General features: G+C 35.2%; 21 protein-coding genes. 4 read left to right on the plus strand and 17 right to left on the minus strand.

Annotated elements, in window-relative coordinates; genetic code table 11:
- Positions 1-120: 120 nt before the first annotated feature.
- From I583_RS11275 to I583_RS11290, 5 genes are all read right to left on the minus strand, one after another.
- Positions 121-744: a recombinase family protein gene (locus tag I583_RS11275; protein ID WP_010760349.1), complete on the minus strand. Its 624-nt coding sequence runs from the start codon at positions 742-744 to the stop codon at positions 121-123.
- Between the two features lie 156 nt (positions 745-900).
- Positions 901-3045: a peptidase domain-containing ABC transporter gene (locus I583_RS11280; protein ID WP_010760348.1), complete on the minus strand. Its 2145-nt coding sequence runs from the start codon at positions 3043-3045 to the stop codon at positions 901-903.
- Positions 3046-3057: 12 nt separating this feature from the next.
- A complete protein-coding gene (gene lanM / locus I583_RS11285) occupies positions 3058-6171 on the minus strand; it encodes a type 2 lanthipeptide synthetase LanM (protein WP_010760347.1) in 3114 nt (1037 codons plus the stop codon).
- 242 nt (positions 6172-6413) lie between these two features.
- Positions 6414-6602: a serine-rich class II lanthipeptide gene (locus tag I583_RS16930; protein ID WP_139844071.1), complete on the minus strand. Its 189-nt coding sequence runs from the start codon at positions 6600-6602 to the stop codon at positions 6414-6416.
- 121 nt (positions 6603-6723) lie between these two features.
- Complete coding sequence (locus I583_RS11290) at positions 6724-9177, minus strand: SpaA isopeptide-forming pilin-related protein (RefSeq protein WP_010760346.1); 2454 nt, start codon at positions 9175-9177, stop codon at positions 6724-6726.
- 256 nt (positions 9178-9433) lie between these two features.
- Between I583_RS11290 and I583_RS11295 the strand changes: the two genes are divergently transcribed.
- On the plus strand, positions 9434-10306 hold the full coding sequence (locus I583_RS11295) for a helix-turn-helix domain-containing protein (RefSeq protein ID WP_010760345.1): 873 nt from the start codon (positions 9434-9436) through the stop codon (positions 10304-10306).
- A gap of 29 nt (positions 10307-10335) precedes the next feature.
- Here the strand turns inward: I583_RS11295 and I583_RS11300 are convergent, their stop codons facing one another.
- The 6 genes from I583_RS11300 to I583_RS11325 form a co-directional block, all read right to left on the minus strand.
- Positions 10336-12591 (minus strand): vWA domain-containing protein, encoded by a 2256-nt coding sequence (locus I583_RS11300; RefSeq protein WP_010760344.1) that lies wholly within the window; start codon positions 12589-12591, stop codon positions 10336-10338.
- A gap of 33 nt (positions 12592-12624) precedes the next feature.
- A complete protein-coding gene (locus tag I583_RS11305; RefSeq protein ID WP_010760343.1) occupies positions 12625-13284 on the minus strand; it encodes a hypothetical protein in 660 nt (219 codons plus the stop codon).
- Between the two features lie 16 nt (positions 13285-13300).
- Positions 13301-14173 (minus strand): BsaA family SipW-dependent biofilm matrix protein, encoded by an 873-nt coding sequence (locus I583_RS11310; protein ID WP_010760342.1) that lies wholly within the window; start codon positions 14171-14173, stop codon positions 13301-13303.
- Positions 14174-14251: 78 nt separating this feature from the next.
- On the minus strand, positions 14252-14992 hold the full coding sequence (locus I583_RS11315; RefSeq protein WP_010760341.1) for a hypothetical protein: 741 nt from the start codon (positions 14990-14992) through the stop codon (positions 14252-14254).
- Positions 14993-15026: 34 nt separating this feature from the next.
- Positions 15027-16073: a BsaA family SipW-dependent biofilm matrix protein gene (locus I583_RS11320; protein WP_010760340.1), complete on the minus strand. Its 1047-nt coding sequence runs from the start codon at positions 16071-16073 to the stop codon at positions 15027-15029.
- 89 nt (positions 16074-16162) lie between these two features.
- A complete protein-coding gene (locus I583_RS11325; protein ID WP_010760339.1) occupies positions 16163-16915 on the minus strand; it encodes a signal peptidase I in 753 nt (250 codons plus the stop codon).
- A 455-nt stretch (positions 16916-17370) separates the two neighbouring features.
- Here I583_RS11325 and I583_RS11330 point away from each other — a divergent pair, with 455 nt between their 5' ends.
- Positions 17371-17940 (plus strand): recombinase family protein, encoded by a 570-nt coding sequence (locus tag I583_RS11330; RefSeq protein WP_010760338.1) that lies wholly within the window; start codon positions 17371-17373, stop codon positions 17938-17940.
- A 178-nt stretch (positions 17941-18118) separates the two neighbouring features.
- Here I583_RS11330 and I583_RS11335 read toward each other — a convergent pair whose 3' ends face one another.
- The 5 genes from I583_RS11335 to I583_RS11355 form a co-directional block, all read right to left on the minus strand.
- Positions 18119-18433 carry a DMT family transporter gene (locus tag I583_RS11335; protein WP_010760337.1) on the minus strand — a complete coding sequence of 105 codons (315 nt, stop codon included), beginning with the start codon at positions 18431-18433 and terminating at the stop codon, positions 18119-18121.
- Positions 18430-18765 carry a DMT family transporter gene (locus I583_RS11340; RefSeq protein WP_010760336.1) on the minus strand — a complete coding sequence of 112 codons (336 nt, stop codon included), beginning with the start codon at positions 18763-18765 and terminating at the stop codon, positions 18430-18432. Before I583_RS11340 ends, I583_RS11335 begins: the two co-directional genes overlap by 4 nt.
- A gap of 736 nt (positions 18766-19501) precedes the next feature.
- Complete coding sequence (gene rsmA / locus I583_RS11345; RefSeq protein WP_010760335.1) at positions 19502-20383, minus strand: 16S rRNA (adenine(1518)-N(6)/adenine(1519)-N(6))-dimethyltransferase RsmA; 882 nt, start codon at positions 20381-20383, stop codon at positions 19502-19504.
- A complete protein-coding gene (gene rnmV / locus I583_RS11350) occupies positions 20380-20976 on the minus strand; it encodes a ribonuclease M5 (protein WP_010760334.1) in 597 nt (198 codons plus the stop codon). Before rnmV ends, rsmA begins: the two co-directional genes overlap by 4 nt.
- Complete coding sequence (locus I583_RS11355; RefSeq protein WP_010760333.1) at positions 20973-21743, minus strand: TatD family hydrolase; 771 nt, start codon at positions 21741-21743, stop codon at positions 20973-20975. The genes rnmV and I583_RS11355 overlap by 4 nt, the downstream gene beginning before the upstream one ends.
- 152 nt (positions 21744-21895) lie before the next feature.
- Here I583_RS11355 and I583_RS11360 point away from each other — a divergent pair, with 152 nt between their 5' ends.
- Together I583_RS11360 and I583_RS11365 are read left to right on the plus strand one after the other, a co-directional pair.
- Complete coding sequence (locus I583_RS11360; protein WP_010760332.1) at positions 21896-24070, plus strand: HelD family protein; 2175 nt, start codon at positions 21896-21898, stop codon at positions 24068-24070.
- 176 nt (positions 24071-24246) lie between these two features.
- A complete protein-coding gene (locus I583_RS11365) occupies positions 24247-24837 on the plus strand; it encodes a hypothetical protein (RefSeq protein WP_010760331.1) in 591 nt (196 codons plus the stop codon).
- 143 nt (positions 24838-24980) lie between these two features.
- Here I583_RS11365 and I583_RS11370 read toward each other — a convergent pair whose 3' ends face one another.
- Positions 24981-26213 (minus strand): hypothetical protein, encoded by a 1233-nt coding sequence (locus I583_RS11370; protein ID WP_010760330.1) that lies wholly within the window; start codon positions 26211-26213, stop codon positions 24981-24983.
- Positions 26214-26318: the final 105 nt, after the last annotated feature.

Below are 26318 nucleotides of genomic sequence, written 5' to 3' on the forward strand. Positions count from 1 at the left end.
GCGAGAAAAAAGCAGCTCCTTCGGAAATAAGCTGAAATTCTCAAAAATTTGAAAAGAAATTTTCGTGAATTCCCTCTTATTTCTCGGAGCTAAACGCTTTTGTCTCGGCCTCTTTTTACTCTATTTCTTTTCTCCACTACTGACTAATACTTTACTGCTGTGCAACACATCAGTTGTATTTTTTGTTCGATAAACGCCCTCTTTTCTTAAATGATGGTAAATCGTTGAGGTAGAAATACCACAACGTTTTGAAATTTTTTCTGTTGGCATATCGGTGTTATGGTATAGCTCCAGCGCTTCATTAACTTGATTGACAAGTGGCGGGCGACCCAAAATAACACCGTTTTTTTTAGCTGCGCTCAACCCTGCTAAAACACGTTCACGAATCAACTCGGCTTCCATTTCAGCAAATGCTCCCATGATCGTAAAAAAGAATCGCCCCATTGGAGTAGAAGTATCTATGCTGTTTTCAATACTGACAAAATGAATATTTCGTCGATCAAATTCTTCTAGTAAACCTAACAATTGCTTAGTTCCTCTAGCCAACCGATCTAGTTTAAAAATCACAAATGTATCGCCTGGTTTCAAAATTGTCAATGCTTTATTCAATTCGTTCCGAAAGCTTTTACGTCCACTTTCATATTCTTTGAAAATTTTATCGACACCATAATCTTTCAATGCTTGATATTGAGAATCAAATTTTTGATAATGAGTGCTGACACGCATATAGCCAATAACTGCCATTTTATTCTCCCCCTTATTCTCGAAGTTGAAACAGACATGCTTATTTCCGAAGTCTTCAAACCTTGATGATTTAGTACTTAAACCAGGACATAACACTTTGAGTTCTATAGCAGCCTCAAAAAGTCCGAATAAACGCTTTAACTGGATGCCGATCATTTATTCTGCGATATTCATTGGATCAAAATAGATTGAATGATAATATCCTTCTAAAGCTAATAATTCTTGATGTGTTCCTTCTTCAACGATTCTTCCTTGATCCATCACTATTATACGATCGAAATGTTTGATCGTATTTAAACGATGAGCCACAATGATGCAGGTAAAATCGTAGGTCTTTAAACGATTCATAATAAAGTTTTCCGAGATATTATCTAACGAACTTGTTGGCTCATCCATTAGGAGTAAGCTTGTTTCTTTTACCAATGCCCGCGCAATAGAAATACGTTGCATTTGCCCGCCAGATAAATTCATTCCACCTTCAGAAATCTGGGTTTCCAAGCCTAAAGGTAAATTCATGATAATTTCATCAACTCTTGAATCAAAAATTGCTTGTTCTACGCGATCATCTGTTGCATCTTCTTGATTCAAGACAATATTGTCATATAAAGAAGCGTTAAAAATCGTCGGCTTTTGATTAACAATGCTGATGCAGCTTTTTAATGAAGCATCATCGATTTGTTTTAGATCGATCGTATTGAATTTAATTTGTCCTGAAGTTGTATCGTATAACCCTGCTAGTAATTTTAAGAGTGTGCTCTTACCAGAACCACTTTTACCAACGATTGCGACTTTATCCCCACGTTCTATTTGGAAGGAAACAGAATGCAAGATATCTTCCTCGAAATAACTATATTTAAACGAAACATCTTCAACATCCACTGAATCGATTGTCGAAATTTTTTCCCCTTCGATCGCCAGGCGTGGATTGTCTTTAGCTTCTAAAATTTCATTTAACTTGCCAAAATAAGAACGCAACAGTAAAAATTCTGTATAAGAATCAAAGACCGTCACGATCGGTGCAATAAATGCTCCTGATAACGCATTAAAGCTGATAAGTTCTCCCAATGTTACTTGACCTTTCGTAACTTGAAACAGCCCCACATAAATCAGCACGATCGGTAAAATAAATTGAATCGATGTTTGGATCGTTCTGACCCAAGTTGAAAAACGATTCTTCTCTGCTCGCAACATGATCTGATTTTTGAATTCATTACGCCATTTCGTATAGAATTGATTCTCAGATCCAGATGACTTGACCGTTTCCATCCCTTCAAATAATTCTACTAAAATACGCTGTACTTTAGATTGGGCAATCAGTTCTTTGTTGGTGATACTTTGTACTCGTTTGGAATTGACGACTGAAATTGCCCCCATCGTAAATGCACCAAATATCGCGATCAACGTTAAATTCAATGACAGATTGACCATTAAAATCAGATAGATAAATACAAACAGAAAGTCCACCGAAATCGTCAACATTCGTTGACTCATGATTTGCTGGATTATCACACTAAGATTGGCTCTAAAAATCAAATCCCCAGTTGAACGGTTCACAAAAAATCGTAATGGTAAATGAATGATTTTTTTCATAAACGCTTTCATCAAAGTTAAATCGAATAGATTTTCCAAAACGATCAAAACTAAACCTCTAGCAACTTGCAATAAATAATACGCAATAAATAGAATGATAATCGTTGAACCGATTTGAAAGATATTTGAAACGGCAATATTCGAATTATCAATGATTGTTTGGGTTAGTCTTGGGATTGCAATTGTCACCATTTGGATCAAAAGTGTTAAAGCAATAAATAGCGCAACTTTTGATTTTTGATCGCTTAAAATATCTTTTAAAATCGTCCAAGTTGCGTTTTTCTTTTTCTTTCGTTGTGTGATCGTAACATCAACATCTGTTAGAATCAACGCAATATTAGAGAAACTTGCTTGAAATTCGGCTCTTTTGATTTTTTTCCGTCCACTTGCTGGATCAAGGATCGTTGCTTCTTTTGCTGTTAATTTTTCTAGTACAACATAGTGCCGCTCTTCCCAGAAACAAATTGTTGGTGTGGTTTGTTCCTCTAAGATTTCTAGATCTAACACTCGAATTGCTTTTGTTTCGATCCCGCGATCCAATAAAATTTGATTTAGATTGGTCAGTGTATTCCCACCTTTAGGAACACCGTACACATCGCGAAGATGGCTTAGCGTTACATTGTCATCATAATAGTTCAAAACCATTGCTGTACAAGCTAGCCCGCATTCACTATGTTCACTTTGTTCAGTAAATGGCACTTTTTTAGTCAATCTGATTCCCCCTTATTCCATTGGTAATGCCAATGTTAGTATGTCTGCTGCCTGATTGGCATCATGGATCCGTAAAAGTTGATGACCGATGCCTGACAAACCTGTAAATAACCCATATTTCGGAATTGTTGGCAGACCTTCAAAAATATAATTTCCTTCATGAATTTTCTGATACGCATTTTTTACTTTCATTTTGATATGTTCCTTTTGTTGTTGTGTTGCCCATGTTGTTTTTCCATACTCAATCAAGAATTCCAAATCGCCAAAATTTCCGTGACATAAGCAATCATCTCTTTTTTCCTGTTGAATCAATCGTTCTGCTGCAATTTGAACTTCTTCAGCCAAACGAGAATCTTCAAAACCACTCTTTAACAAATCTAAATACGCCAACCCAATTCCTGTTGAACCGTAACACCATAAATCATTGACCATTGGAGGTGTTGGTCGAAGATCTAGCCAGCCTTTTTGGACAGGATCAAAAGTCGTTCTTTCTTTGACTAAACATTTTTTGATCAATAGCGTGATTTCGGGATCTTTTTCAACTTTTAACAAACTATTAGCCGCATGAATCACACCGGAATACCCATGAGCAAAACCGCCCTGCGTGATTTTAGTAAGATCTAAATCTAGAAGAAGTTGTTTAGCAAAGGCCACGTATCTTTCTTTTTTTGTCACTTGATACAAATGAACAAATACTTTTATGATTGATGCGGTACCGCCATTCCAATCATAACTTTCAATTTTCTCTTTTTCGTAACTTGTCATATAGTGTGCAGCAATCGATTCAGCCGCTTTTAGTAGTTTAAGATTATGAGTGTAACTATAGCTATAAAGTAACGGATACACTGCGGCAAATGAGCCATAGAAAGCTGAAACGCTGTCTACATAGTCTTCTTCAAGTTTCAATACTAATGCTTCTGCCAACTCGTATGGTTTTTGAAATTTCTGCTCGTTCGTAACATGATATAACTCACTAAAGTATAAATACATCCCGCTAATTCCGTCATAAAAATTTTCATTCATGACATTCACAACATAGTTATCAGGTGACGTTTCTTCAATATCTTTCCACGCAATCGACTCTTCCCCAAGAAATGCAGCATCAAGAACAGCTTCTCCAACTGCTAGCGCGCCATCCAAAAAGTTTACTTGATGCGTCTGTTCTTTTAGTGGAATTGTTTTTTTCTGTAAATCGGTCGAATGATACAAACCAAACGAGGTTTTTAGGTAATCTAATTGTTGGTCTTCTTCTATTTTTGAATAATTTTTTAGTCGCAACACTTCAAGGTCGATAGCTTTTTCTAGATACATATCTTTGATGATCTCACCCTGACTAGCAATCAGATCTTTTGTGCTTGTTGGATTAAAGAAAATCGGCACATCATGCTGCAACATATCACGTACTTCATAAGGAACAGGTTTTGAATTGGAATAACCGTGCATCCATAGATTTTCAAAGAGTTTTTCACGTTCGATATAATCGATCATACAGGTAGGATGTGTCGAGTAATCTAATAAATCACCATAACTTTGCGTTGTTTTGATCACATTACGAACTAGACAATCTGAAAATGTTTTTTCTGCTAAATGAGCCAATGTCTCCTTATTTTCCATAGCGAATGCTGAAAACTCTTTAAATCCTTCAATGATCGTGTCGATGTACGGGACAAAATCAACTTTCTCACCATTAAATAAAGGAATGTTTTCAGCTGCATCCGTGATATGTTCTTGGTACATAAATTGCATATTGACCGAATCGAAATTAATTAGTTTCAAGACCTTATAAGGTAATTTCTGTTCTCCACCGCTAAGAGCACTCAACTGAATTCCTTTTGTTGCCCCTTCCACATCTGCTTCTGCTCGTTCTTCAAACAAATAGATTGGCACTAAGCCACTCATAACGACAGATTCACCATTTTCCTGCATTACTTTCACGATTGCATTTTCACTGTCCGGCATTGGAAAATGATTTTGGATGATCGTTTCAAGATCGATCAAAACTGGATATTTTCCAAAGGCAAGAACATTTTCTAAGTGAAAATCATTCCCATTCAATAAATAAACTAAAGCTACCGTTTGACCAAATTGACGGTAATAATGGGTGATTTCGTCTTGTGTTAAGCATTCTGAATAAATCAGGCGCTCTTCAAATGTATAATTTTCTTTTACTATTTTTGTGGTTAAATAAAAATCAAATGCTGGTTCCATCGTATTGACTTCTTGTACAAAAGAATCAAACCGCGCACCAATCATCAAATTTTTAGGTTTATAAACAACATCGATTCCATTACCAAATGTTAGGATCGCTACCGATTTTCCTTGGTCATGCGAATCTCCCGCTCCCATTTTTAAGCCAGTTAAACAAATAGGTCTTTCGACTTGGAAAACTTGGTTTAGATCCGTTTCAGTTTCAGCAAGTGCTTGCATCAACTCTCGGAAATTAGCAAGCTGAAAATCGATTGTTTCTGCGTAAAGTCTAGTTAAGACTGGGTAGTGATCAAAAAAATCAATCAGCTTTTCTCGTGTATCAAAACGATTGATCAAGTATTGTTTAAACCCTTCTTTTTCATCAAGTGATTCTGAAAAAGATATCTTTTCTTTTTCTACATGTAAGTCGTACACAAAAGTCCGTAATCCTATGTCCATAAAACGATTGATCACTTCACCGATATAATCTGCTAAGGCGGTTGGATGAATCTTAAGTGTTGGAAATTCAGCTATTATTTGCTGTAATTGTTTCTCAAAGTAATCAATATGCAGACGTAGAGAATACGTAAAATTCGCCTTTTCCTCATCGAAAACATCTTCAGATAAGCGATCTTCTTGTGATAAAATCAGCTTCGTAGTCTGCACCCATTGCTCTTTAGAAATTATTGTAGCAATATACTCTTTTTCCTGTGTCGTTAATTCTTTTATTGCTAAACCGAAATCCTCTTCTGTTAACTCTAATGAGTCCAAAATCTCTTTGAATCGCTCATCCGTCACAGTCGTAGGACGCTTGCGCCATTTTTTATAATTTTCACGTTGATTTTCAGGACAGGTCATATGCTTTTGTTGATAATATTCTTTTAGAGCATCGTATCGTTGTCGGATCGATGTGCCTTTTGCTAGATTTTTAAGACTCATGTCAAACTCCTTTTCTCTTTTTATTTATGTAAAATTTCTTTCGTTAAAAACAAGTATGGTTTAGACAAAAACGTTTAGCTCCGTTAAATAAGAAGGCCTTCATCGCTTAGAGGTTCAGCTCTTAGAAGTTGATATGATCTAAACAAAGTATAGTCTACTTTTTACCATCGTTTATTCGGATATAAAGCCCGAAACAAAACTGAATTTTAGTTTTGTCCCGGGCTCAACTTGATTATTTTAGATTACCATCCACAACATCTTGAAGAGCAGCAGCTATAACTACATCTTGTAGAATAACAACTACTTGATGATGATGACGATGATGATGAAGACCAGCTCCATCCAAAGAAACTCCCTTGTACCTTATTCATTTCTTCTGGTGTTAATTCCTCGAAAGATTTTCCAACTTTTTTCTCAGCTTGTTTGTTCATAGTGTGTTTTCCTCCTAAATGTTTTTTGGATAATAAAATGTGCACTTTTATTATCATTTATTTAAAATAGATTGTTGTTTAGGCAATCTATCCTAAAACAATTTTTCTTCACTGAATCAGATTAAATTGTTAATCTGATAACCGTGAATTTGTTCGCTTCAATTTTGAATTTTGTCGGTGTAGCTTCTTTTGAATACCCTCTTACCATGGGTTCGATTTCGTATTCTCCTGGGGCCAAGTAAATACTGATTTGGCCAAAAGTATTCGATACTACTGTCGTTTCAAAAGCTGTACCTTTAGTACAAGTGATGTTATATTCCAAACCTTTTAGTCCTTCCTTTGTATCATTACTTGAAAGATAAACTAGCGCACGACCTTGTTCTTGTTTTGGTTTGTTATAAAAAATTGCATCTGCAATTTCTTCTGCTACGATTTTTTTAGTTTGTACTGGGGCATCAAGATCATAGCCATCTGGGGCTTTCGTTTCTTTGATTGTGGCTTCTCCCGCAGGTAAATCTGGAAAGAAGAGCTCCCCTTGTACATCTGTAACTCCTTTATGACTATTCCCAGCTGAGTCAGTTACTTCAAACTCTGCATTCGGTAAAACGGTATCTGTTTCATAACCATCTTCATCTTTTGCATATTTTGTGATTTTCAAACCACCTAAGTTTTCTTTCTTAATATTGGCATGACTAATTTCAGCTATTTTCCCAGATTCAACCGTTACTTCATAAAATGTTGAATCTTGTTCATAGCCAGGCGGTGCTTGAATTTCGATTACATAGTATTTACCTGGTTCTAGATTATCTAAAAGGATTTCTCCATTATCATTCGTTGTATATGTGCCGACTAATTGCGTATTGTTGTCATAGACTTCAAAGACTGCACCCGGTAAATAAACGACTGGTTTTGAATCTTTCACAAATTTAATGATTTTCAATGAACCTGTAACAGGTAATTCTATTTTTTTGTTGATGATGTCAATTGTAGCCTTGCCATTTGGATCATTCTTAGAGAGTGTGATAAATTTTGGTGTTGTGTCTAGTTCATATCCCTCTGGTGCTTTCGTTTCGATCAATTTATATATTCCGTAAGGTAGATCATTTAGATGAGCAATACCATTTGCATCTGTCGTGACTTTGCCAACTAGCAGATCATTGGCGTTATACACATCAAATTCTGCACCAGCTAGTACCGTTGAGAATTCATCTTTTTTCACTATTTCAAGCATTCCTGTTGTTTTTTCTTTTTTATTTTCCACAGTTACACTAATTAGACCATTTGGATCACCTTTGGAGATTACGACTGTTTTCGGTGTTGTATCTAATTCATATCCTTCTGGCGCTTTCGTTTCGATAAGCTGATACTGACCGAATGGTAAATCTTTCAGTGTCCCAACTCCGTTAGCATTCGTTGTGATTTTACCAACAACTTTGTCGTTTTTGTCTCGAACTTCAAATTCTGCACCAGCTAATCGTTTGCCTGTCTCGTCTTTTTTAATAACTTCAAGCGCTCCAGTTGTGATTTGTTTTTTATTTACTACAGTAATACTTGCCTTACCATTTGGATCGGTTTTAGATAATGTAACCTGTTTGGCTGTTGTATCGAGTTCATAGCCATTTGGCGCTATATATTCAACTACTGTATATTTGCCATATGGTAAGTCCTTCACTACAGCAATTCCATTAGCATTCGTGGTCACTTGCCCAACTAAAACCCTATCACTATTCATAACTATAAACCCAGCTCCAGCTAAAGTTTTACCATTTTCATCTTTTTTAATTATTTCCAAATCACCTGTTGTGACTACTTTTTTATTCACTACATTGATAGTCACTACGCCAGTTGAAGAAATAGTGGCATATCTAGGTGTCGAATCTAGTTGATAACCATCTGGTGCTTTAACTTCGATTAGCTTATATGTTCCATATGAAAGATTCCCTAATGATGCTACACCGTTAGCATTCGTAGTAATTCTTCCTACAATTTGATTGCTTGCATTGTAAACATCAAAAACAGCACCAGCTAAAAGTTGATTACTTTCATTCTTTTTAATGACTTTAAGACTCCCTTTTTGACTCGGTAAAGGGATATTGCATTTAGTTAAACAAATAAATTGCCCTGGTAAAAAAATGTTGAAGTACATTGGCGTTTTTTCTAACTGATAACCCGTTGGTGCTTTCGTTTCACGGACCGAGTAATAACCAAGAGGCAATGATCTCGTCTCAGCAATACCATTATAGTTTGTCTGAATGACTTGAACAGCTCGGTTAAAACGATCATAAATCGTAAATTGAGCGCCTGATAGTCTCGCTTTTGTGTGCTCATCAGATTTGATTATTTGTATGCCCCCACGTAATACTGGAATAAAGAATCTTGGAGTTGCTTTGGGCGTTACAGAATATCCTTTTTGTATATTCGACAGCGTATTACCTGCTTGATTACTCGTAATGGATGTCGTCGACCATGATCCATTATTCTCTGTTGCTGCCTCAACTTTCTTCGTTCCTAAGGCACTGATTGTTAATAAAATTAAAACAAGTGAATAAAATAAATAGCTAACTTTCCGTTTCATACAATAAAACTCCCCCAAAAAATTTTGATTTTTGACTCTGCTGGCTTATAAATTTAATATGTGATAAACCAAATAAATAATTTGATCATTGCACCCAACTCCTCTCATATTTCATATATTTTCAAAAAAAACAAAAATTAATTTAATTTTCTTTTCATTTACAACTAGTTATTTAATGTTTTTGCTATAATAACATAAGTATTATAAATTTTTTCACTAGGTAAATTATTTTATACCGATAGAGAGGAGAACTATTTTGAAAAATTATGGAACATTGTTAAAAAAAATACGACAAGACAAAGGTCTTAGTCAAAAGGACATCTATGATGGAATCATGACCAGACAAACTTATTATTTAATTGAGACAAATGTCAGTATGCCATCGTTTGACAAATTTTTAATGATATTGGAAAAACTTTTTATTTCTGTTGAAGAATTTCTGGATTTACTTGATCATGAGTCTTTTCCACCAGAAAATAATTTGTACCATCAATTAAGCCAAGCTGTTTTCAAAAAAGATCAGCCAGTATTTGAATCACTTATCAAAGAAACGCAAGAAATCTATACAATGACAAACAATAAAAAATACTTCCACCTAAACTTGGTCACTCAAGCCATGGCTTGTTTGAATAAAGGAGAGACTGACCCTAAAGCTTTTGAATCGTCAAAAAAATTGATGCAGCCAATCAAACATTACTTAGTTGGTATCGACAAATGGTACCTCTATGAATTAAAGCTCTTGAATAATTCCTTATATTGTTTTGAACTTCATGAAGCAATTGCTTTAGGAAGTTTAGTCGGGACAAAAATCGATTCACTTAGCACACTGGAACAGTATCAAGAAATCAAATTAAGGATTTATCTAAATCTTTCTTCCTTATGTCTAAATTACCAAGATTATGAAAATACTAAGCTTTTTTCAACATTGGCAAAGCAAAACGCTCAAACTGATTACCGCCTATTTGAATTGCTTGTTGCAAATTTAAATTACGAGATTGCTCAAGTAGCGGATAAAAAAATACCTGTTAGCGATCACATTACTAAGTATCTTTCTATTTTAGAAAACTTAAACTATCAGGAAACAGTAAATGAATATAAAAAAATTTTAAATAAAAGTAAACTTTATTGACCTTTATTTGTTTTTTTAATCGTTACTAATTACTGTCCAAACGTATTTACTTTATAATCCCAACTGTAAGGTCTGGGTGAAGTAACGAGTTCTCCATGACTATCTTTCCCCAATTCAGGTTCAATGAACATCGTTACCCAATACGCATGATTTTTTTGATAATCTAACACAACATTGTTACTCTTCACTAATGCTGATGTGTTGGTTGATAAATGCGTTACGTTTAAGTTATCGTTTGTTGGTGTAGCAATAAATCCAACTATTCTATAATATTCTGGTATTAAATCAGTGACTTTTAGTTGTTTTTGTTGTTTGGTCAATGTGATTTCATATTGAGCGAAAAGTTCTTCTGATACTTCCGTTGAAGTGTCTTTCGTTGTACTTTTAGAATTCAAATTTAATTTTTGATCGGAGTCATCTATAACGGCTCGATAAAACCCTTTTGAAGGGATGACTAACTCCGAGTTTGGTTTAAGCACACTTTGCCGAATGTGCAGAATCACTGATTTCTTTTCGGATATTTTCTTATTCGTAACAATTATTTGCTGATGGGCACGTGTATTAGCATCTGCGGCAAATTTAAATTTGCTTTTGTTGCCTAGAGTGACTAAGCCATTAATATCTATTGATGTTTCATATTCTTGCTTCTCTTTTAAAGTTTCCTCTACAAAATAATCCTGATCGGCTTTCCATGGATGGACTATTTTTTTTATGTTATTTGCATGAAGTGAGAATTGATCATTTGTTGTATATTGATCTTTTCCATAGTTGAAATCAAATAATTCTGTCTGATTCTCTATCTCTTCTCCATTTTCATTATGCAATTTTTTTTGTAAACTAACGATGATCGGCTTCACTTTTGGCACAAGAAACTCTGCTTGTTTCATCGAGTCATTGTAGTCTTTATAAACAATAGTTGTTTTCCCATTAGTTGCTGCTAATCCATTATCATCCATAATATTTGGCTTTAAAATCTCATTTTCGGCATTGAGACGATACGTAATTTCAGCAAACATAACATCTTCATCAGGATCATTTGAGACTGGCTTTTTGAGTGCACCTACATTCCAGTTAATCGTAGGACTGCCAAGAACATTCTTAATTTCAGTGATTCCTTGAGTAGACGTGACACTGTCCTCCATTTCAAACCCTGCTCCCATTGGATCAACAACAAATGCTGATTTGATGGCCCCGACGATTTCTCCTGCAATACCGCTGAGAATATCTTCCAGATTATCTGCAGTTGCCGAAAAGCTTTTATCTACTGAAGAAGCCATTTCTTTCATCGTTTGATTTCCAGTGACCACTTCATCATCTTGAGAGGTAGAATCCATATCCACACCAATTGTGTAAAAATCATCAATCAACCGCTCACCGTTCGACATTTTCTCATTTTTAGTAATCGTGGCTTCCGCTATTGCGCTATGAGCATGGTTCGCCATCAAGCGATTTTTTGATTTTGGTGGCATTTGTTCATATTCTGGATAAAATGCACCAATACGGTATTTCGCCCCATTTCCATAATAATTACCGCCCTCTTTGTTGACATAGTCATAATTAAAATTTTCTTTGGGAATTGTTTTCACACTTTCATAGTAGTCATATCCATTTTGTAAGTAATCAAATTTTTGCATACCTATTAGCTGATTATATGGTGCCGTTGGCGGATAGCTGTATGTAGGTACCCCATCAGAGATTAAAACGATTTTCCTTTTTTCTCCCTTTGCTTTAGACATCACTTCTGATGCAGATTTGATTCCAGCTTGAGTAAAGGTTCCTCCATTTTCCACTGGTTCGAGTTCTCTGATTTTATCGATCAATAATTGTTTATGTTTTGAATCGACAAACTGATTGCTCCAACCAGCTTCATTAAAGGTATAATTTGTCACTACTGTGTTGTATGAAATAAGGGCAATTCTATTCACATAATCTTTTCTTAAAACCAAGTCTACAAATTTTTCAGCAGCAGCTTTTGATTTGGTCATTCGGTCATTTTCATGCATACTCCAAGATGTATCTACGATCAAAACAATATCTGTTGGGGGCGGTGGAAATTGGTTACGTCCTTCAATACGCAGTGTGATATCCCATTGATTGACCATACCAGCTACAGGTTCTGCCTTTTTACTTAATCTTACTTGTCCAGGTTGTAATTCTGTTTTTTTAGCGGCTTTAATTGGTGCATTCGTGTATAATAATGAAGTTTGGACGACATATACAGAACCAATCAAGCAAAAAATAAGCATGATCCATTTCAAAAATCTTAGTTGTATTTTTTTCTTCAAAACAGCATTCCTCCCTGTCTGTAAATTTCTAGGCTACTCATTGATTACTTGAATTTTTAATAGGTCATCTATTTGCAATAATGGATTAGTAGTTGGTATTTCTCCGTTCCACCAAGCATCTCTATATGCAAATTTAGTTACGCTGATTCCTTCTACTTTGATTTCAAATGATAGCAACGCCCCTTTATATTCTTCTGTGATAGTTGCCTGATTCATTGTTACTTTCGTAAATAAATTAGCGGTGTACATGCTTTTTCCTAGTTTATTTTTATAATAAAAATAGCCATCTTTCCCATCGATCCAGTCATTTAAATTGTAATCGATACTCAAAACAGGAGCCGTACCCTCAGTTGTTGCTGGTAATAATGTGATTGAACCGTTTGCCTGTTTCTTTGTAAGAATAGGCAATGCTAATACTCGGATAAAACTTTCTTGTTCTCCCGTGTTTTTTATCCTTACTTTTTTCGAATAGTCTATGTTAGGTTCAAATGATGTTGGCGGATCGAATTCTTCTTCAATTGTCGTCTGGAGATTGCCTACTCTAAATTCATTCTGCTTTTGATCGCTATCTGTTAAGGCCGCATAAGTTTGATATATACCAAATGAAAAACTGACAAACATCACGACAAATCCTGTAAATAAAAAGAGTTGTTTGGTGCTTAAATATTTTTTTAACCCTTGCTTTTTTTTCACACGCTTTCCACTCCTTTTAGTCACTTAATCGATCCCAATATAAGTCATACAACTCTCCAGAAGTCCCTATATTCCATGAACTTAAAAGTCCTTTAGTTCCATCATGTGCATCCATGATTGGGTTTAATTGATAGAGTGCACCTTTAAATTTGTTTGGCGCACTTTCGCTTAATCGGATGTTTTTCATCACCGGCGCACTTATTTCGCTAGGCTGAAGCAATTCAGAATAATAAAAGTATCCATCTTTATATAACCAATAATTTTTCGTTCCCATTGGTGGTGTGGAAACATAGATATTATCAGGAAAGGCTAATTGAAACCAATGTAGTTCTGTTTTTTCTCTGCCACTATCTTTAAATTTATACATTTCAGTTCCAGTTAGCAGATTGGGGACGAGTGCTTTTTCAGCAATGAAATTGTGCCCTTCATGCAAAAACGTTCCACCAGCTTGAGCTGCTGGCTTCCATGAGGTTGTATCCTTTTGATCAACTATTGGTCGTACCTCGTTTGGAGAAATAGCTAAATTACCATTGCCAGTTTGATCTGCTGTATCTATTTTGAACGTCAATAAATACTCGTATAAACTGATTCGGACAAAGGTAGGAATATTCCCAGTATTTTTGACTTGTATAACTTTCTTTGTGATTATACCTGGTTGCCATTCAAATTCAGGTTCAAATTCTTCTACAATCTTGGCTGATAATCGTGATCCCTCAAAATGGTTGACTTCACTATCTTCTGAGACAAACCAAGCATATGTACTTCCTAGAACCATCAAACCAGAAAAGAGAAAGGTACTAACAGCAATGATCAGCTTCGTGTTTACTTTTGCTTGTTTCTTTTTTCTTCGTCTATTTCTTTTAGTTGAATATTGCTTACTCTTTTTCATGCTGTACCGCCTCCTATCATTTGATCGTTCTAAAAAATCCAATTGGCGTTCATGTATTTACTGTCGTTTCTATTTGGTCTATCCATTTTTTTCTTGTTTTTTATGTTTGATTATCAGTAAGGAAATTAAAATCAAGAACAATCCTATGCATGAAAAAAGCAAGGCGTTTCGCCATTCTTCACCTGTGTTCGGTAATTTAAATTTACTTATTAACGTTTCCAAAAAAGGTTTTTCCGGTTTTTCTGGATCTAAGGTATTCGGCAACATTGTTTTCACAGCTTTAAAATGCCAGATATTCTCTACAACGTTTTTTTCAAAAAAATCTCTGTTGGTGTAGGCTTTTCCATCTAATTCAAAATGAGCTTCTAACATTTTTGTATCGCCACCTTTGAAAGTACCTAAATTTAATGGCGTTGATGTGTCTTGTAGATTTAGCGTTTTGTTTATGCCGGATAATGGCCCTTTATAAACTTCTTTCCCTTCATAAATCAAAGTCATCTGAATAGCTTTAGACAGATCTAAGGACCCATTGACCATTGTGGGTTTACTGATATTCATTGTTAAGTGATAAGGGATATCTTTTTCAATGTTGATGATCGTAATTTTTGTAGACCATTTTTTCCCTGGTGCTACATCTCGAATATCAACGAGATATTGACCATCGTTTTTGATTTTAATGCCTTGATCATCGCCAGCTACTATTCCAGGAGGAAGATTAGATTCAGAACTTGCTTCAACAGGTTTTAATGCAAGCGGCAAACTGATTAGTAAGAATAAACTTGCCAGCAACCACTTTATTTTCCTGCGTCTTCTTTTCATCCTTTTTCCTCCTTAAATAGATAGCTACTTTCAATTATTTAGCTGGCACTAAGCCTTTTAGCGCTGTTGCTAAAGGATCGTTGACACCTGCAGGAAGCCAGTCATCTACAGCATCTTTATATGCCGCGATTCCTTGACCTTTTACAGTTAAGTCATAGATCAATTTACTGTATTCATTACCTGCTGTTCCTAGTAATTTCACCGCGTCCATCAATTGTGTTGTGTTAACACCTGGATTTAGTACGCTTGTATAATAGAAATAACCATCAGCAGCATTGAAATACCACTTGTCCGCAACTTTTGGATCTGTTGTGATATTGTTAAATGAAATTTGGATATTAGAAGATCCTGTTGCTGCTGGCACATTCCAAACCAATGTCCCGTCTTGTGTAAATGTTGGTGCATAAATTGGTGCTGTCGTCCACTCTTTTTCAAAGGTGTTATACTCTAAAGCTACATAACTAAGGGTTGGTGTACCTGATTTTACTTTGATTTGATTGGTTGCATTACGTTCAAATCCGTCAATGCCGCTTGCATAGTATAAAACTCCACCTTTTTCAAAAGCATAACGATACGTATAAGTTGTTTTGGTTCCAACCGTTTCAGCTTTTTCTTTAACCTTCAATGTGTAAACCCCAGCAAAGTCACCAGCTGCCACAGTTATTTTTGGCGCACCTGTACTATCAAAAGTAGAATCTGTGAAGCCTGCTGGCGCATCTGTTCCTGGTAATACATAAATATTTTTATTTGTTTTCCCTTCAAGTTCAGCACCTGTTGTTGGTTTTGCTTGATGGTCTTTCAATAACTGTAATGTTTCAGTTAATGAAACACGGATCAAGGCTTTGTATTTACCAATATTTTGGATTGCCACATCTTTATTTACTTCTGAACCCGGATCCCATTCGGTTGGTGGCTCAAAGGTTTCCACCACTTCAATATCTTTACCTGTTGCAATTTGACCTTCAAAGTGGTTGGTCTTTTGGTCTTCACTAGCGAACCAAGCAAACGTTGCTGCTGCTAGTGCTGCAAGTGCAAAGGTGCTTGCTAACGCAAGGACTTTTTTCTTTCTGTTTTTGTTCATTTCTCAACTTCCTCCCAATTTTTTTATTATCAACCTTTTAACAATAGTGACAGATATATTCTTTCTCCATTATTAAAAAGTAAATATCTTTATTTATTCAAAATGTAGTATCTGATGATCGTGATAAACCCGAAAACTGATATCAAAAAAATGATTGAGACGAATGGATTTTCACGTACAAAATTTAAAAATGCTCCTATTTTAGGGATTACTAGAATTTTTTTACCGACTACTTGTTTTTCATTGACCGGAACATCTTCAGCTAAATTGGCATCCCCTTGCGTAATATAGTAGGTTCCTTTGGTTTCGCCTAGATGATCTAACTTTTTTTTCACTCTATGGGTCAAAAACGCCTGGCTTTTGATACTTGGGCGAAAGGTGATGATATCCCCCACTTCAGCTGCTTCACCAGCAATATTTTTAACGATAATCACATCCCCAGAATGAAATCCCCCTTTTTGTTTTTCAGGATTTCTTGGCACCATTGAATCCGTCAAAACACCAAAAAATCGATAACCTAGAACACTCTTATCCGCATTTTTAGTGGTTGCAAAAATAATCGATCCAGCAATCATAAATAAAATAAAACCATAGAAAACAATATTAAATAACAGCGTATAAACAGGGTTCTTATCCTTATGACGAGTGACATTCTTAGTTTTTTTAGAATCTGGATTGGGTTTCCTTTTTTTATTTTTAGGATGTGCATTCCTATTGGTTGCCTTACTCGTTGGTTTTGAACGATTCGTTCCTTTTTTATCGTTTATTTGTTGTTTCGTTGGTGGTCGCTTTTTCTTTTGTCTTTTGTCTGACGATTGTTTCTGGCTTCGTTCTCTCACCATTTTTCTGAACCCTCACTTTGCTTCGAACTTATCAAAAATAACTAATTTTTAGTATCCTTCACACTTTCTTGCTACTAGTCTCTAACACAACCTCTTTTTCTAGAGAATTGACATCTTTTGAAGTGTCCAAAAAACTAATGATATTGAGAAAATCAACTAAAACGCAAAAAAGAAATACGCTTGAATGGATAAATCCTTTCATAACGTATTTCCAGATGATTTCTTTTAAAAAAAAATGCAGGCGTTTCTGCTCTATAAAAATCATTAGTTTATTATAGAGAAAACTTAATGTCAATAGTATTAAAAAAATTTTTTACTCTTTGTATTATTGAACTTAAAGGTGGTGATTACGATGTGACAGTGTGCTTTATTTTTCTACTAATAACTATTTAAGAAAAAGGCCCATCGTTATACTAGCAACAATAAAACTATTAAAAATATAGAGGTGTTTATTCATGGCAGTTATTGGCTATATGCGTGTCAGTACGCATCAACAAAAATTTGATTCTCAGCAAAAAGCGCTTGAGCGCTACGGAGTAGATTTTATTTATAAGGAACGTGAAAGTGGTCGAAAAGCATCTAGAAGCGAACTCAATAAAGTCTTGTCCTCTTTGAAATCTGGCGACACACTCGTTATTTTTAAGCTTGATCGCTTATCTAGAGGTACGAAACAATTACTCAGTTTACTAGAAGAATTCGATAAGAGAAACATCCATTTCGTCAGTATTCAAAATAATATAGATACAACGACCGCAATGGGCCGCTTCTTTTTTACTGTTATGGGTGCATTTGCTGAAATGGAGGCTGAATTGATTCGTGAAAGGGTAATAGCCGGACTTGAAGCAGCCAGAGAAAATGGCAAACAGCTAGGAAGACCACCAAGAACAAAAGAGGTAGGCGAAGCAATGAAACTGTATACTAATTCGGATCTATCGGTTCCTGAAATCGCAAAAAAGTGTAATGTATCTGTCCCAACAGTTTACAACCATATCAAAAAACAAAACTTACTCAGAAAAGTAAATTAAACTCACACACAGTATTTACACATAAAAACTAAGAACAATTTACTTATTATACACACTTTAAGTATCTGCTCATATTATAAGTAGTACATAATAAAAAGAGCGTGAGACAAAACAAAAGATTCGTTTTGCATCACGCTCTAAATCCAAATAAACAGCGAGAAAAAAACCGTTTATTAAATTATCCAATCAGCTTTAATCCAATCACCGATGCCAAGATAACACCAATAAAAATCATTCTACGCCAATCTTTAGATTCACCATAAAAAATCATTCCTAAAATAGCTCCTCCAGCCGCTCCAATCCCGGTCCAAATAGCATACGAAACGCCCATAGGCAAAGTCTTCATTGCCAAGTAAAGAAATATAAAACTGCAACCAAAGGTCAGAAACAATAAAAATAAAGACTTATTATCTTTTTTTTGGTTGAAACGATTGATCGATCCGACACCTAACATTTCAAATGTACCTGCAACAATTAAAAATAACCAACTCATTTTTGACTTGCTCCTTTCTCACCTGTTACAAATTTCAATCCCATTACACCCACCAGCAAGACTGCGATTAATAGAATTTTAGAAAGCTTGAATTCTTCACCAAAAAATAAAATACCTGTAATCACTGTACCTGCTGTACCCAATCCAACAAATACTGCATACGCTGTTCCAACAGGTAACGTCTCTCCTGATTTTACTAACGCGTAAAAACTGATAAAAATAAAGACAATCGTCAATAAAACTTCCCACCACGTATTACTATGTTTCAATCCGATAACCCATAATACTTCAAAAAATGCACCAATCATTAATTTTGTCCAATCCTTATTCATGTAAATACCTCCTAATTTTAAAAGATGAAAGAGCTTGTTCTGCCTTAACAGGAAAATAGAAAAAATAGTTGTGGTACTCTTTGCCACATGCAGATTTTGTCTTTTTTCCGAAAGGTTAGACTGCGAACAAATAAAAAAAGTGTCTACCAACAATTCTATCTACGGCCTAAGAATTGTCGGTCTACACTTTTGCTGATAACCAGCCGGCGCTGGTTATCAAAAGTTAGTTTATTTAATTAAGTATTTAGTCTATTTAAACTGTCTCTCATTCTACTCCATAATAACAGAATTGGCAATAGTTGATTTTTCCGACGTTTATTAAATAAAATTTAATAAGTTTATATTACCACAAAAATACCTACCAAAAGTGTTGTTACACTTCATAAAACGCATATAATGTTTAATAATCCAATCCTATTTATCACTATTTGTTCTAACTATACTTCTAAGAAATACGCTCTCTTATAAAAAGTGCAATTTGATCAGATAATTCTGAAAATTTTTGTCTCATGATTTTGTAAATCCAATCAACATATGATACACTTATCTTATCAAAAAAAGATTCCTAGTGAATCGGTCAACGTTGATATTACTTACTTTAGGCGGTAGTAATGTCAACGTCTTTCTTTTGTCTATACAAATTATAACACACTAAAATCTTTTTGAAAATATCCGCATACTTAGAGTAATAAAAAGTCCCACCTCATATGAGATAGGACTTTTTTACTTTAGTAAGTTAACGATTTTTTTCCAAGGTGTTACTTAGACGGCCAAATTCCACTAATGACAACGTTTCTCCTCGACGTGATGGATCAATTTCAGCTTCCGTTAAGCTTTCTGTCAACCAAGCTTTCGTTTGGTCATCTTTACCGTAAAAATGAATCAAGTTGTTCCATAATGTTTTGCGACGTAATTGGAATGACGCTTTCGTTAATTTGAAAAATTCTTTTTCATTAGTTACTTCGACAGCCGGTTTATCTCGTTTGATCAGTTTGATGATTGCTGAATCAACATTTGGTTGCGGAATAAACACTGTTTTTGGTACGATAAATGCGATACTTGCTTCCATAAAATACTGAACAGCGATGGATAATGAACCATAAGCTTTCGTTCCTGGTTTGGCTGAGATACGATCTGCGACTTCTTTTTGCATCATGACGATCATTTCTTCTACATCTAAATCAGATTCTAAAAAATGCATCATGATTGGCGTAGTGATATAGTAAGGTAAATTGGCTACGACTTTGATTGGACGTGCTTGTTCAAAGACTTCATTGGTCGTACCAACCAAATCTGCTTTTAGCACATCGTTGTGGACAACTGTAACATTTTTATAGGGGCTCATTGTGTCTTCTAAAACAGGAATCAAACGATCATCGATTTCAAATGCTAAAACTTGTGCAGCATTTTTTGCCAATTGTTCCGTTAAAGCACCAATTCCAGGTCCTACTTCTACCACATTGGTTTGAGTATCGATTCCGGCAGTCTCAACGATTTTCCGTAAGATATTCGGTTCCGTTAAAAAATTTTGGCCTAAACTTTTTTTGAATGAAAAGCCATGTTTCTTCAAAATTTCTTTGGTTCTTGAAGGTGTGGCTATTTCTTTATATTCTGTCAAATTGATTCCTCCGATTTTTCATTGGCTAACACGTCTAATTTATTCATAACTTTTATCAATTCATTCTCTGTAATGCGAAACATTTTTAAACGTTTGGTCAGTTGCTTGCTGTTTGTGTAGCCAATACGTAATTCATCGCCTAGTTTTTCACGACGTTCTTTCGCATGAGCTCCAGCTATTAAACCATATTCAATCAACGTTTGTCTAGGTATTTCTTGGTAATCGTCTGACCCGTTAACAGGGGTCACAATTTTTTCTAGCGCTTCTAAAATCGCTTCATCACTAGCATGTTCCACCCCTAAACTACTTCCTCTTTTTTTAGGTGCCGCAAGTTGACGTGAAAGGAATGCATGCTTGGCATCAGGAACAACTTCCATGATCGTTTTTCGGATTTTTTCACCTGAAAAATCTGGATCGGTAAAAATGATAACACCGCGTGTTTCTTGCGCATGTTCGATTTGTTCTAAAATATCATCATTAATCGCGGAACCAATCGTCTCAATGGTATCTGCATCAACAACTTCTTGGATTCGTCTGGTATCGTCTTTTCCTTCAACGACAATAATTTCTTCAATTCTCAACTTATCTGTCATTCGGCTAACCTGAATAAGCGATGTGCATTGTTTGTTGTTTGTTTTGCTATTTCTTCAAAGGGAACTTCTCGTAGTTCTGCGATTTTTTCCACTACATAACGGGTATAGCCTGGTTCATTACGTTTACCTCTATACGGTACAGGGGCTAAATAGGGAGCATCTGTTTCAACCAGTAGACGATCTAACGGAACTGCTTTGGCTACGTCTTGCACTTCTAGCGCTTTTTTGAACGTCACAACACCACTTAGAGAAATGTGCATGCCCATATCTAAAAATTTCGCCATCCACTCAGGATCTCCGCTAAAGCTGTGCATGATCCCGCCAATATCACGAATGTCTTCTTCTTTTAAAATTTTATACGTATCTTCCATCGCATCTCGTGTATGAATGCTGATTGGTAAATTCATTTCTTTGGCAATGGCGATTTGGCGCCTAAACACACGATCTTGAACCTCTTTTGGGTCTTCCATCCAATAATAATCTAACCCGATTTCACCAAGTGCCACTACTTTTGGTGTTGTTAATAGTTGTTGAAGATTTTTCTCGATTTCAGGCGTATAACTTCCAGCTTCTGTTGGATGCCATCCGATAATACTTTGGATTTCTTTATATTGTTGGCTAAGTTTCAGAGACTTCTCAATTGTCGGTGTATCAAACCCTACTACCGCCATCTCTGTTACACCTAATTCTTTTGCATGTTCGATTGTTTCTGGAATATCTTCATTAAATTGTTCTGCATTTAAATGGGTATGAGAATCAAAAATCAAGTAAACCCCTCCTCTATCTTCTATACTTTATCACATTTTAGCCAAAAGCTGAATGGACAGCACCGATAAATTATCAGCTTCTTATAATTGCTTTATTCAAAAAAATAGCTTATACTATTCGGTCACGGCAATTTATGTCAGGAGGAACCAATATGTCAAATGACCGCACACAAGAAACCCAACATTTGCAACAGGTTTACGAAGAATTAAGCCAAGCAAAAGACACGTATCAAACAGCTATTGACGAAGTCAACACTACAGGAAAATCGGTGCTAGAACAATTTGGCGGCGATACCAAACTAAATTTTGATAGTTACTCAGATAACTTAGAGACTTTTGCTATGATGGAAATGAAAAATCGAGAAATCGATCAATTAAATATCCAAAATGCCACTGCAGCAAAACAATTAGAAAAAGTAGAACGCCTATTGAAAGTTCCTTATTTTGGAAAAATTGATGTGACGTTTTTAGAGGATGATTCTGATCGTGACGTTTTTTATATCGGTATGAATGACTTTACAAATCTTGAAGGTGAATCACGAATCTATGACTGGCGTTCCCCTATTGCTTCACTTTTTTATAATAATGTTTTAGGGGATAGTCGTTATTACGTCAATAAAACAGAGATTCCTATTAGCCTAAATTTAAAAAGACAATTGATTATTGAAGAAGACCGTTTGATCAACTTTTTTGATACTAGCCTTGCGATTCAAGATGATATTTTACTTCATTCACTTGAAGCGGATTCTTCTCAGTACATGAAAGATATCACGACAACGATCCAACAAGAACAAAATGAGATCATTCGTGACGAAAGTCATCCTTTGCTTTTAGTTAACGGGATTGCGGGCAGTGGAAAAACATCTGCTATCATGCAACGAATTGCTTATTTACTTTATAATCATCGTACACAGATTACTGCCGATGATATTTTACTACTCTCTCCTAATTCAACTTTTATTGATTATATTTCTCAAGTATTACCAAACCTAGGTGAGCGTAATCCATTGAATTTAACGTTGTTACAATTTCTTAAATTTACATTTCGCGAAAAAATGACAATTGAGGGTGAATCAGCTTATTTTAAGCGAATCACTGCAGAACAAGTAAATACACAACAACGGGTGATCCAATCGCAAGCTTTTGTTGACTTTATCCAAACGTTTCAAGATCCTTCATTGATCCAACAATCATTATTTAAACCTATCTTATTCAAACGTAAACCTATATTTTCAGCTGAACTGATTTTTGGTTTATACCAAGAAACACCAACAACTTTATCAATCAGAGACAGACTTTCAGCAACAAAGGAAAAACTATCTAGTTTATGGAATCGGTACTTGATTAAACAGTCAAAATCTAAACAAATGATCGATCAAATGCAAGACTTGACTGAAGCCGAACAATTGCGTTATTTTGACACAACCTTTGCTGAGGAAGATGAGGAACAATTAGCAGAGTTTGCTCTTCAACGGTTGCAACAAAAATACCGCAAAGTAGTGGATGCGATCGCTGATTTTGCTTGGTTCGACCAATGGTTACTTTTCAAAGCATTGTATCAGCTTTATCAAGAAGATTCGTATGAAAGAACAACGAAAGATTACACGGCAGATGAAGTAGTGATTTTATTATTGCTTAAAGACAGATTCATTGAAGACTTATCGAATCGACAAATGGCCTTTATTTTAGTAGATGAAGTACAAGATTATACTGAAGCGCAAATTCTTTTGCTGCTTAAATTATTTCCGCAAGCGAATTTCACACTAGCTGGCGATGAAAATCAAGCGATCTTTAATACATCGATCAGTTTTATTGCTCTAAAAGAGTTATTATCTGCTTCTAGTCGTTCCGTTACTTCTTATCAATTATTGAATAGCTATCGCTCAAGTAAAGAAATCACTCAGCTATTTCAAACGTTAATGACAAATCATGAGAAACTCAAGATTGTTTCTATTCGAAAAGATGGTGAGAAGCCAGCCTTTGTTTATTGTGACGATGAAGAGGTCTATTTAGATACGTTAACGTCACTGTTAAATTCATTAGCACCCGAGGAAGATACTGTGGTGATTACAAAAACTGCAACAGAAGCGGAATTATTGAAACAGCAGTTGCTACAAAAAAATAGTTCGATCGATTATCAAGTTCTTTCGATCGATATGGCGAAAGGACTTGAATTTGATAATGTGATCATTCACGATCCTTCTGCAGTGCGTTATGGTACAACGGAAAGAGAGAAGAAGATTCTTTATACTGCGATTTCTCGTGGGATGAAACAAGTCTTTCTGCCTTATGTTGGAGAGCTTTCTGAGCTGTTTAAAGCTGAGTAATCAATCTCTTCAACAATATGGTACAAAAATTAGAGTAGCAAAATTGTTTCACTCTATTTTACCAATTCTTAAAAAACATCAGGCTAAAACACCGACTTTAGCCCGATGTTTTTTTCCCTATTCAGCAGTAAACTTAACTCCAGTCTGATTTTCAATTTGATAGGAGTGAGTGCTTTTTGAAAAATTTCTTCGAAGAATCTGACTTTCTAAAATCAACGATTCAAAAGAACGTGACGATCCAAAGAAAACCACAGGTCAATACAGTCTGGCATTGGGTATTACTTATTCTCTTCGGCCTATTGGCTTATGGCACCATGACACAACAGTTTCTTCTAATAGCGATCTTTATAGCTATCGCAGCAATTGTCAAAGGGCCTTTGATGCTTTTATGGGGAGCTATTTACTCGTTTCTAATCGCTTTTTTTCCACCCTTAGGAATCGTGTTATCGATTTTATTTTTCTTGATAAATCTTGGAACTATCGCAAAAAGTTGGCGTATCTCATTAACCGGTGCTTATTTTTATCTAGTGCCATTAATCGGTGGAATTCTTCGGGCTGTGGTTAAAAATGAACCGACTTATGCTGTGTTGATTTTTGTTGCACTTAGTATAGTCGGCCTACATTTTTTACTTAATTGGTTATACAAAAACAACAGTTTGAGCCGAACTTTGACTTGGTCAATCATTAACGTGCCTTATGCGGTATTGATCATGCTTTTACCAACTCGGTTCCGTAGATTTAAATCAAATAGAAAGTTAAAATTTTAGTAGGGATAGTTAGTAAAAAAGCAGCCTCTCATTTGTCGAGAGAGGCTGCTTTTTGTTATTAATTCAATCGTTCTGCAATGCTAATGCTCAGCCCAAACAATTAACGCTGAACTGATTACCATATTTGTTTACTTCCTATATGTTTAAACTGTTCCTGCACTCAACGCTTTATCTAAAGCGTCATTTAGTTTTTTCATTTGTTCTTCATTGAAAATTTCTTTCGCGCCTTCTCGCGCTTCTTTTGCCTTTTCTTCTGTTACTGCACTTGGATTAGCTTCGATTTGTTTGATCATTTCATCTAATTGTTCATCCATCAACTTTTGAATCTCCGGATCATCTTTTAAATCACTATAATCAGTTGAGTCATCATCTAAATCTAGATCTGAATCATCAGAAGTTGTTCCAGTAATGCTTGAAAAAATGTCTTCTAATTCACCTTGGCTGATGATTTCTTTCTTAGTAGGCATCTTGATTTTCCCGCTATTTTTTTGTGGTGTAACAGAAATCGTCACAACAATGCTCATATTCGCTGCGGTATCATCCTTAGTAGCTAAAGAAATTTCCATATCTGTCGCTTTTGTTTTTTGATTGATACTGACTTTAAGGTCCATTTTATCCACATCATTTTTCAATGACTTGATTCCATCTTCAATTTCTTTTTGCTCGCCTGATTTTTTATAGTCTTTATCTTCTTTAGCAACTTCATTGAATTTTTCCATCATTTGGATAATTTCCTTTTTAGTAAATGTATGTGTTACAACATCTTTGTCTTTTTTAAATGATTTTTTGTCGAAGCTTTCTATTAGCTTCTTCATTTCTCTCCCCATTTTTGACTCTTCTGAATTAGTAAACATCTTATCTTTTAATGGATTTGTTTTTTTGTCTAGTTCTCCAGAAGTGAGTGTATCACCGGCTTCAGCAATATCGATGTATTTTCCTTTTAGTTTGTTTAAATCACTTTTGCTAAGTTCAAGCGGATAGTTAAATGAATTCGCTATATCCACCATACCTGTAACAAAACTAGTAGACATATAGTATTTATCTTTATTCCCCACAAATTGAAGCGGTAATTTTTCACCGAATAGATTCGCCGTGATCTCCATTTCCATTGTATCGGCTTTCTCATCGATTGCATATTTCCCATCGATACTCATCTCTTTTAATTGGTTAGCAAACATTTTTACATATGCGCCACCCTCTTCACCATCGTACGTCAAATCGTTGATCTTCATCTTAAAACTTGCGGCGTTGTAATCATCACCTTTTGAGCTAAAAAGCTCTTTTGTAAAATCTTTTCTTGGATCTGAACCACAAGCAGCTAATAAAAAAATTGCTACTCCCGTAATGATCCCCAACATATACTTCTTCATTTTCATCCAACATTCTCCTCGTTTATTGACTCATTTTTTTTGGTTCTATTCTAATGATACAATAAAATATATTTTTTTGATATACGTTACAATATTATTTTTTAAATTATT

This window comes from Enterococcus haemoperoxidus ATCC BAA-382 (genome assembly GCF_000407165.1).
In the GTDB taxonomy this organism is placed as follows: domain Bacteria; phylum Bacillota; class Bacilli; order Lactobacillales; family Enterococcaceae; genus Enterococcus_L; species Enterococcus_L haemoperoxidus.

Bases quoted from the DNA above. Each gene is read 5' to 3' on its own strand.
- I583_RS11275 (WP_010760349.1), bottom strand. From the start codon at position 744: ATGGCAGTTATTGGCTATATGCGTGTCAGCACTCATTATCAAAAATTT.
- lanM (WP_010760347.1), bottom strand. From the start codon at position 6,171: ATGAGTCTTAAAAATCTAGCAAAAGGCACATCGATCCGACAACGATAC.
- I583_RS16930 (WP_139844071.1), bottom strand. From the start codon at position 6,602: ATGAACAAACAAGCTGAGAAAAAAGTTGGAAAATCTTTCGAGGAATTA.
- I583_RS11290 (WP_010760346.1), bottom strand. From the start codon at position 9,177: ATGAAACGGAAAGTTAGCTATTTATTTTATTCACTTGTTTTAATTTTA.
- I583_RS11310 (WP_010760342.1), bottom strand. From the start codon at position 14,173: ATGAAAAAGAGTAAGCAATATTCAACTAAAAGAAATAGACGAAGAAAA.
- I583_RS11315 (WP_010760341.1), bottom strand. From the start codon at position 14,992: ATGAAAAGAAGACGCAGGAAAATAAAGTGGTTGCTGGCAAGTTTATTC.
- I583_RS11320 (WP_010760340.1), bottom strand. From the start codon at position 16,073: ATGAACAAAAACAGAAAGAAAAAAGTCCTTGCGTTAGCAAGCACCTTT.
- I583_RS11325 (WP_010760339.1), bottom strand. From the start codon at position 16,915: ATGGTGAGAGAACGAAGCCAGAAACAATCGTCAGACAAAAGACAAAAG.
- I583_RS11330 (WP_010760338.1), top strand. From the start codon at position 17,371: ATGGCAGTTATTGGCTATATGCGTGTCAGTACGCATCAACAAAAATTT.
- I583_RS11335 (WP_010760337.1), bottom strand. From the start codon at position 18,433: ATGAGTTGGTTATTTTTAATTGTTGCAGGTACATTTGAAATGTTAGGT.
- I583_RS11340 (WP_010760336.1), bottom strand. From the start codon at position 18,765: ATGAATAAGGATTGGACAAAATTAATGATTGGTGCATTTTTTGAAGTA.
- rnmV (WP_010760334.1), bottom strand. From the start codon at position 20,976: ATGACAGATAAGTTGAGAATTGAAGAAATTATTGTCGTTGAAGGAAAA.
- I583_RS11360 (WP_010760332.1), top strand. From the start codon at position 21,896: ATGTCAAATGACCGCACACAAGAAACCCAACATTTGCAACAGGTTTAC.
- I583_RS11370 (WP_010760330.1), bottom strand. From the start codon at position 26,213: ATGAAAATGAAGAAGTATATGTTGGGGATCATTACGGGAGTAGCAATT.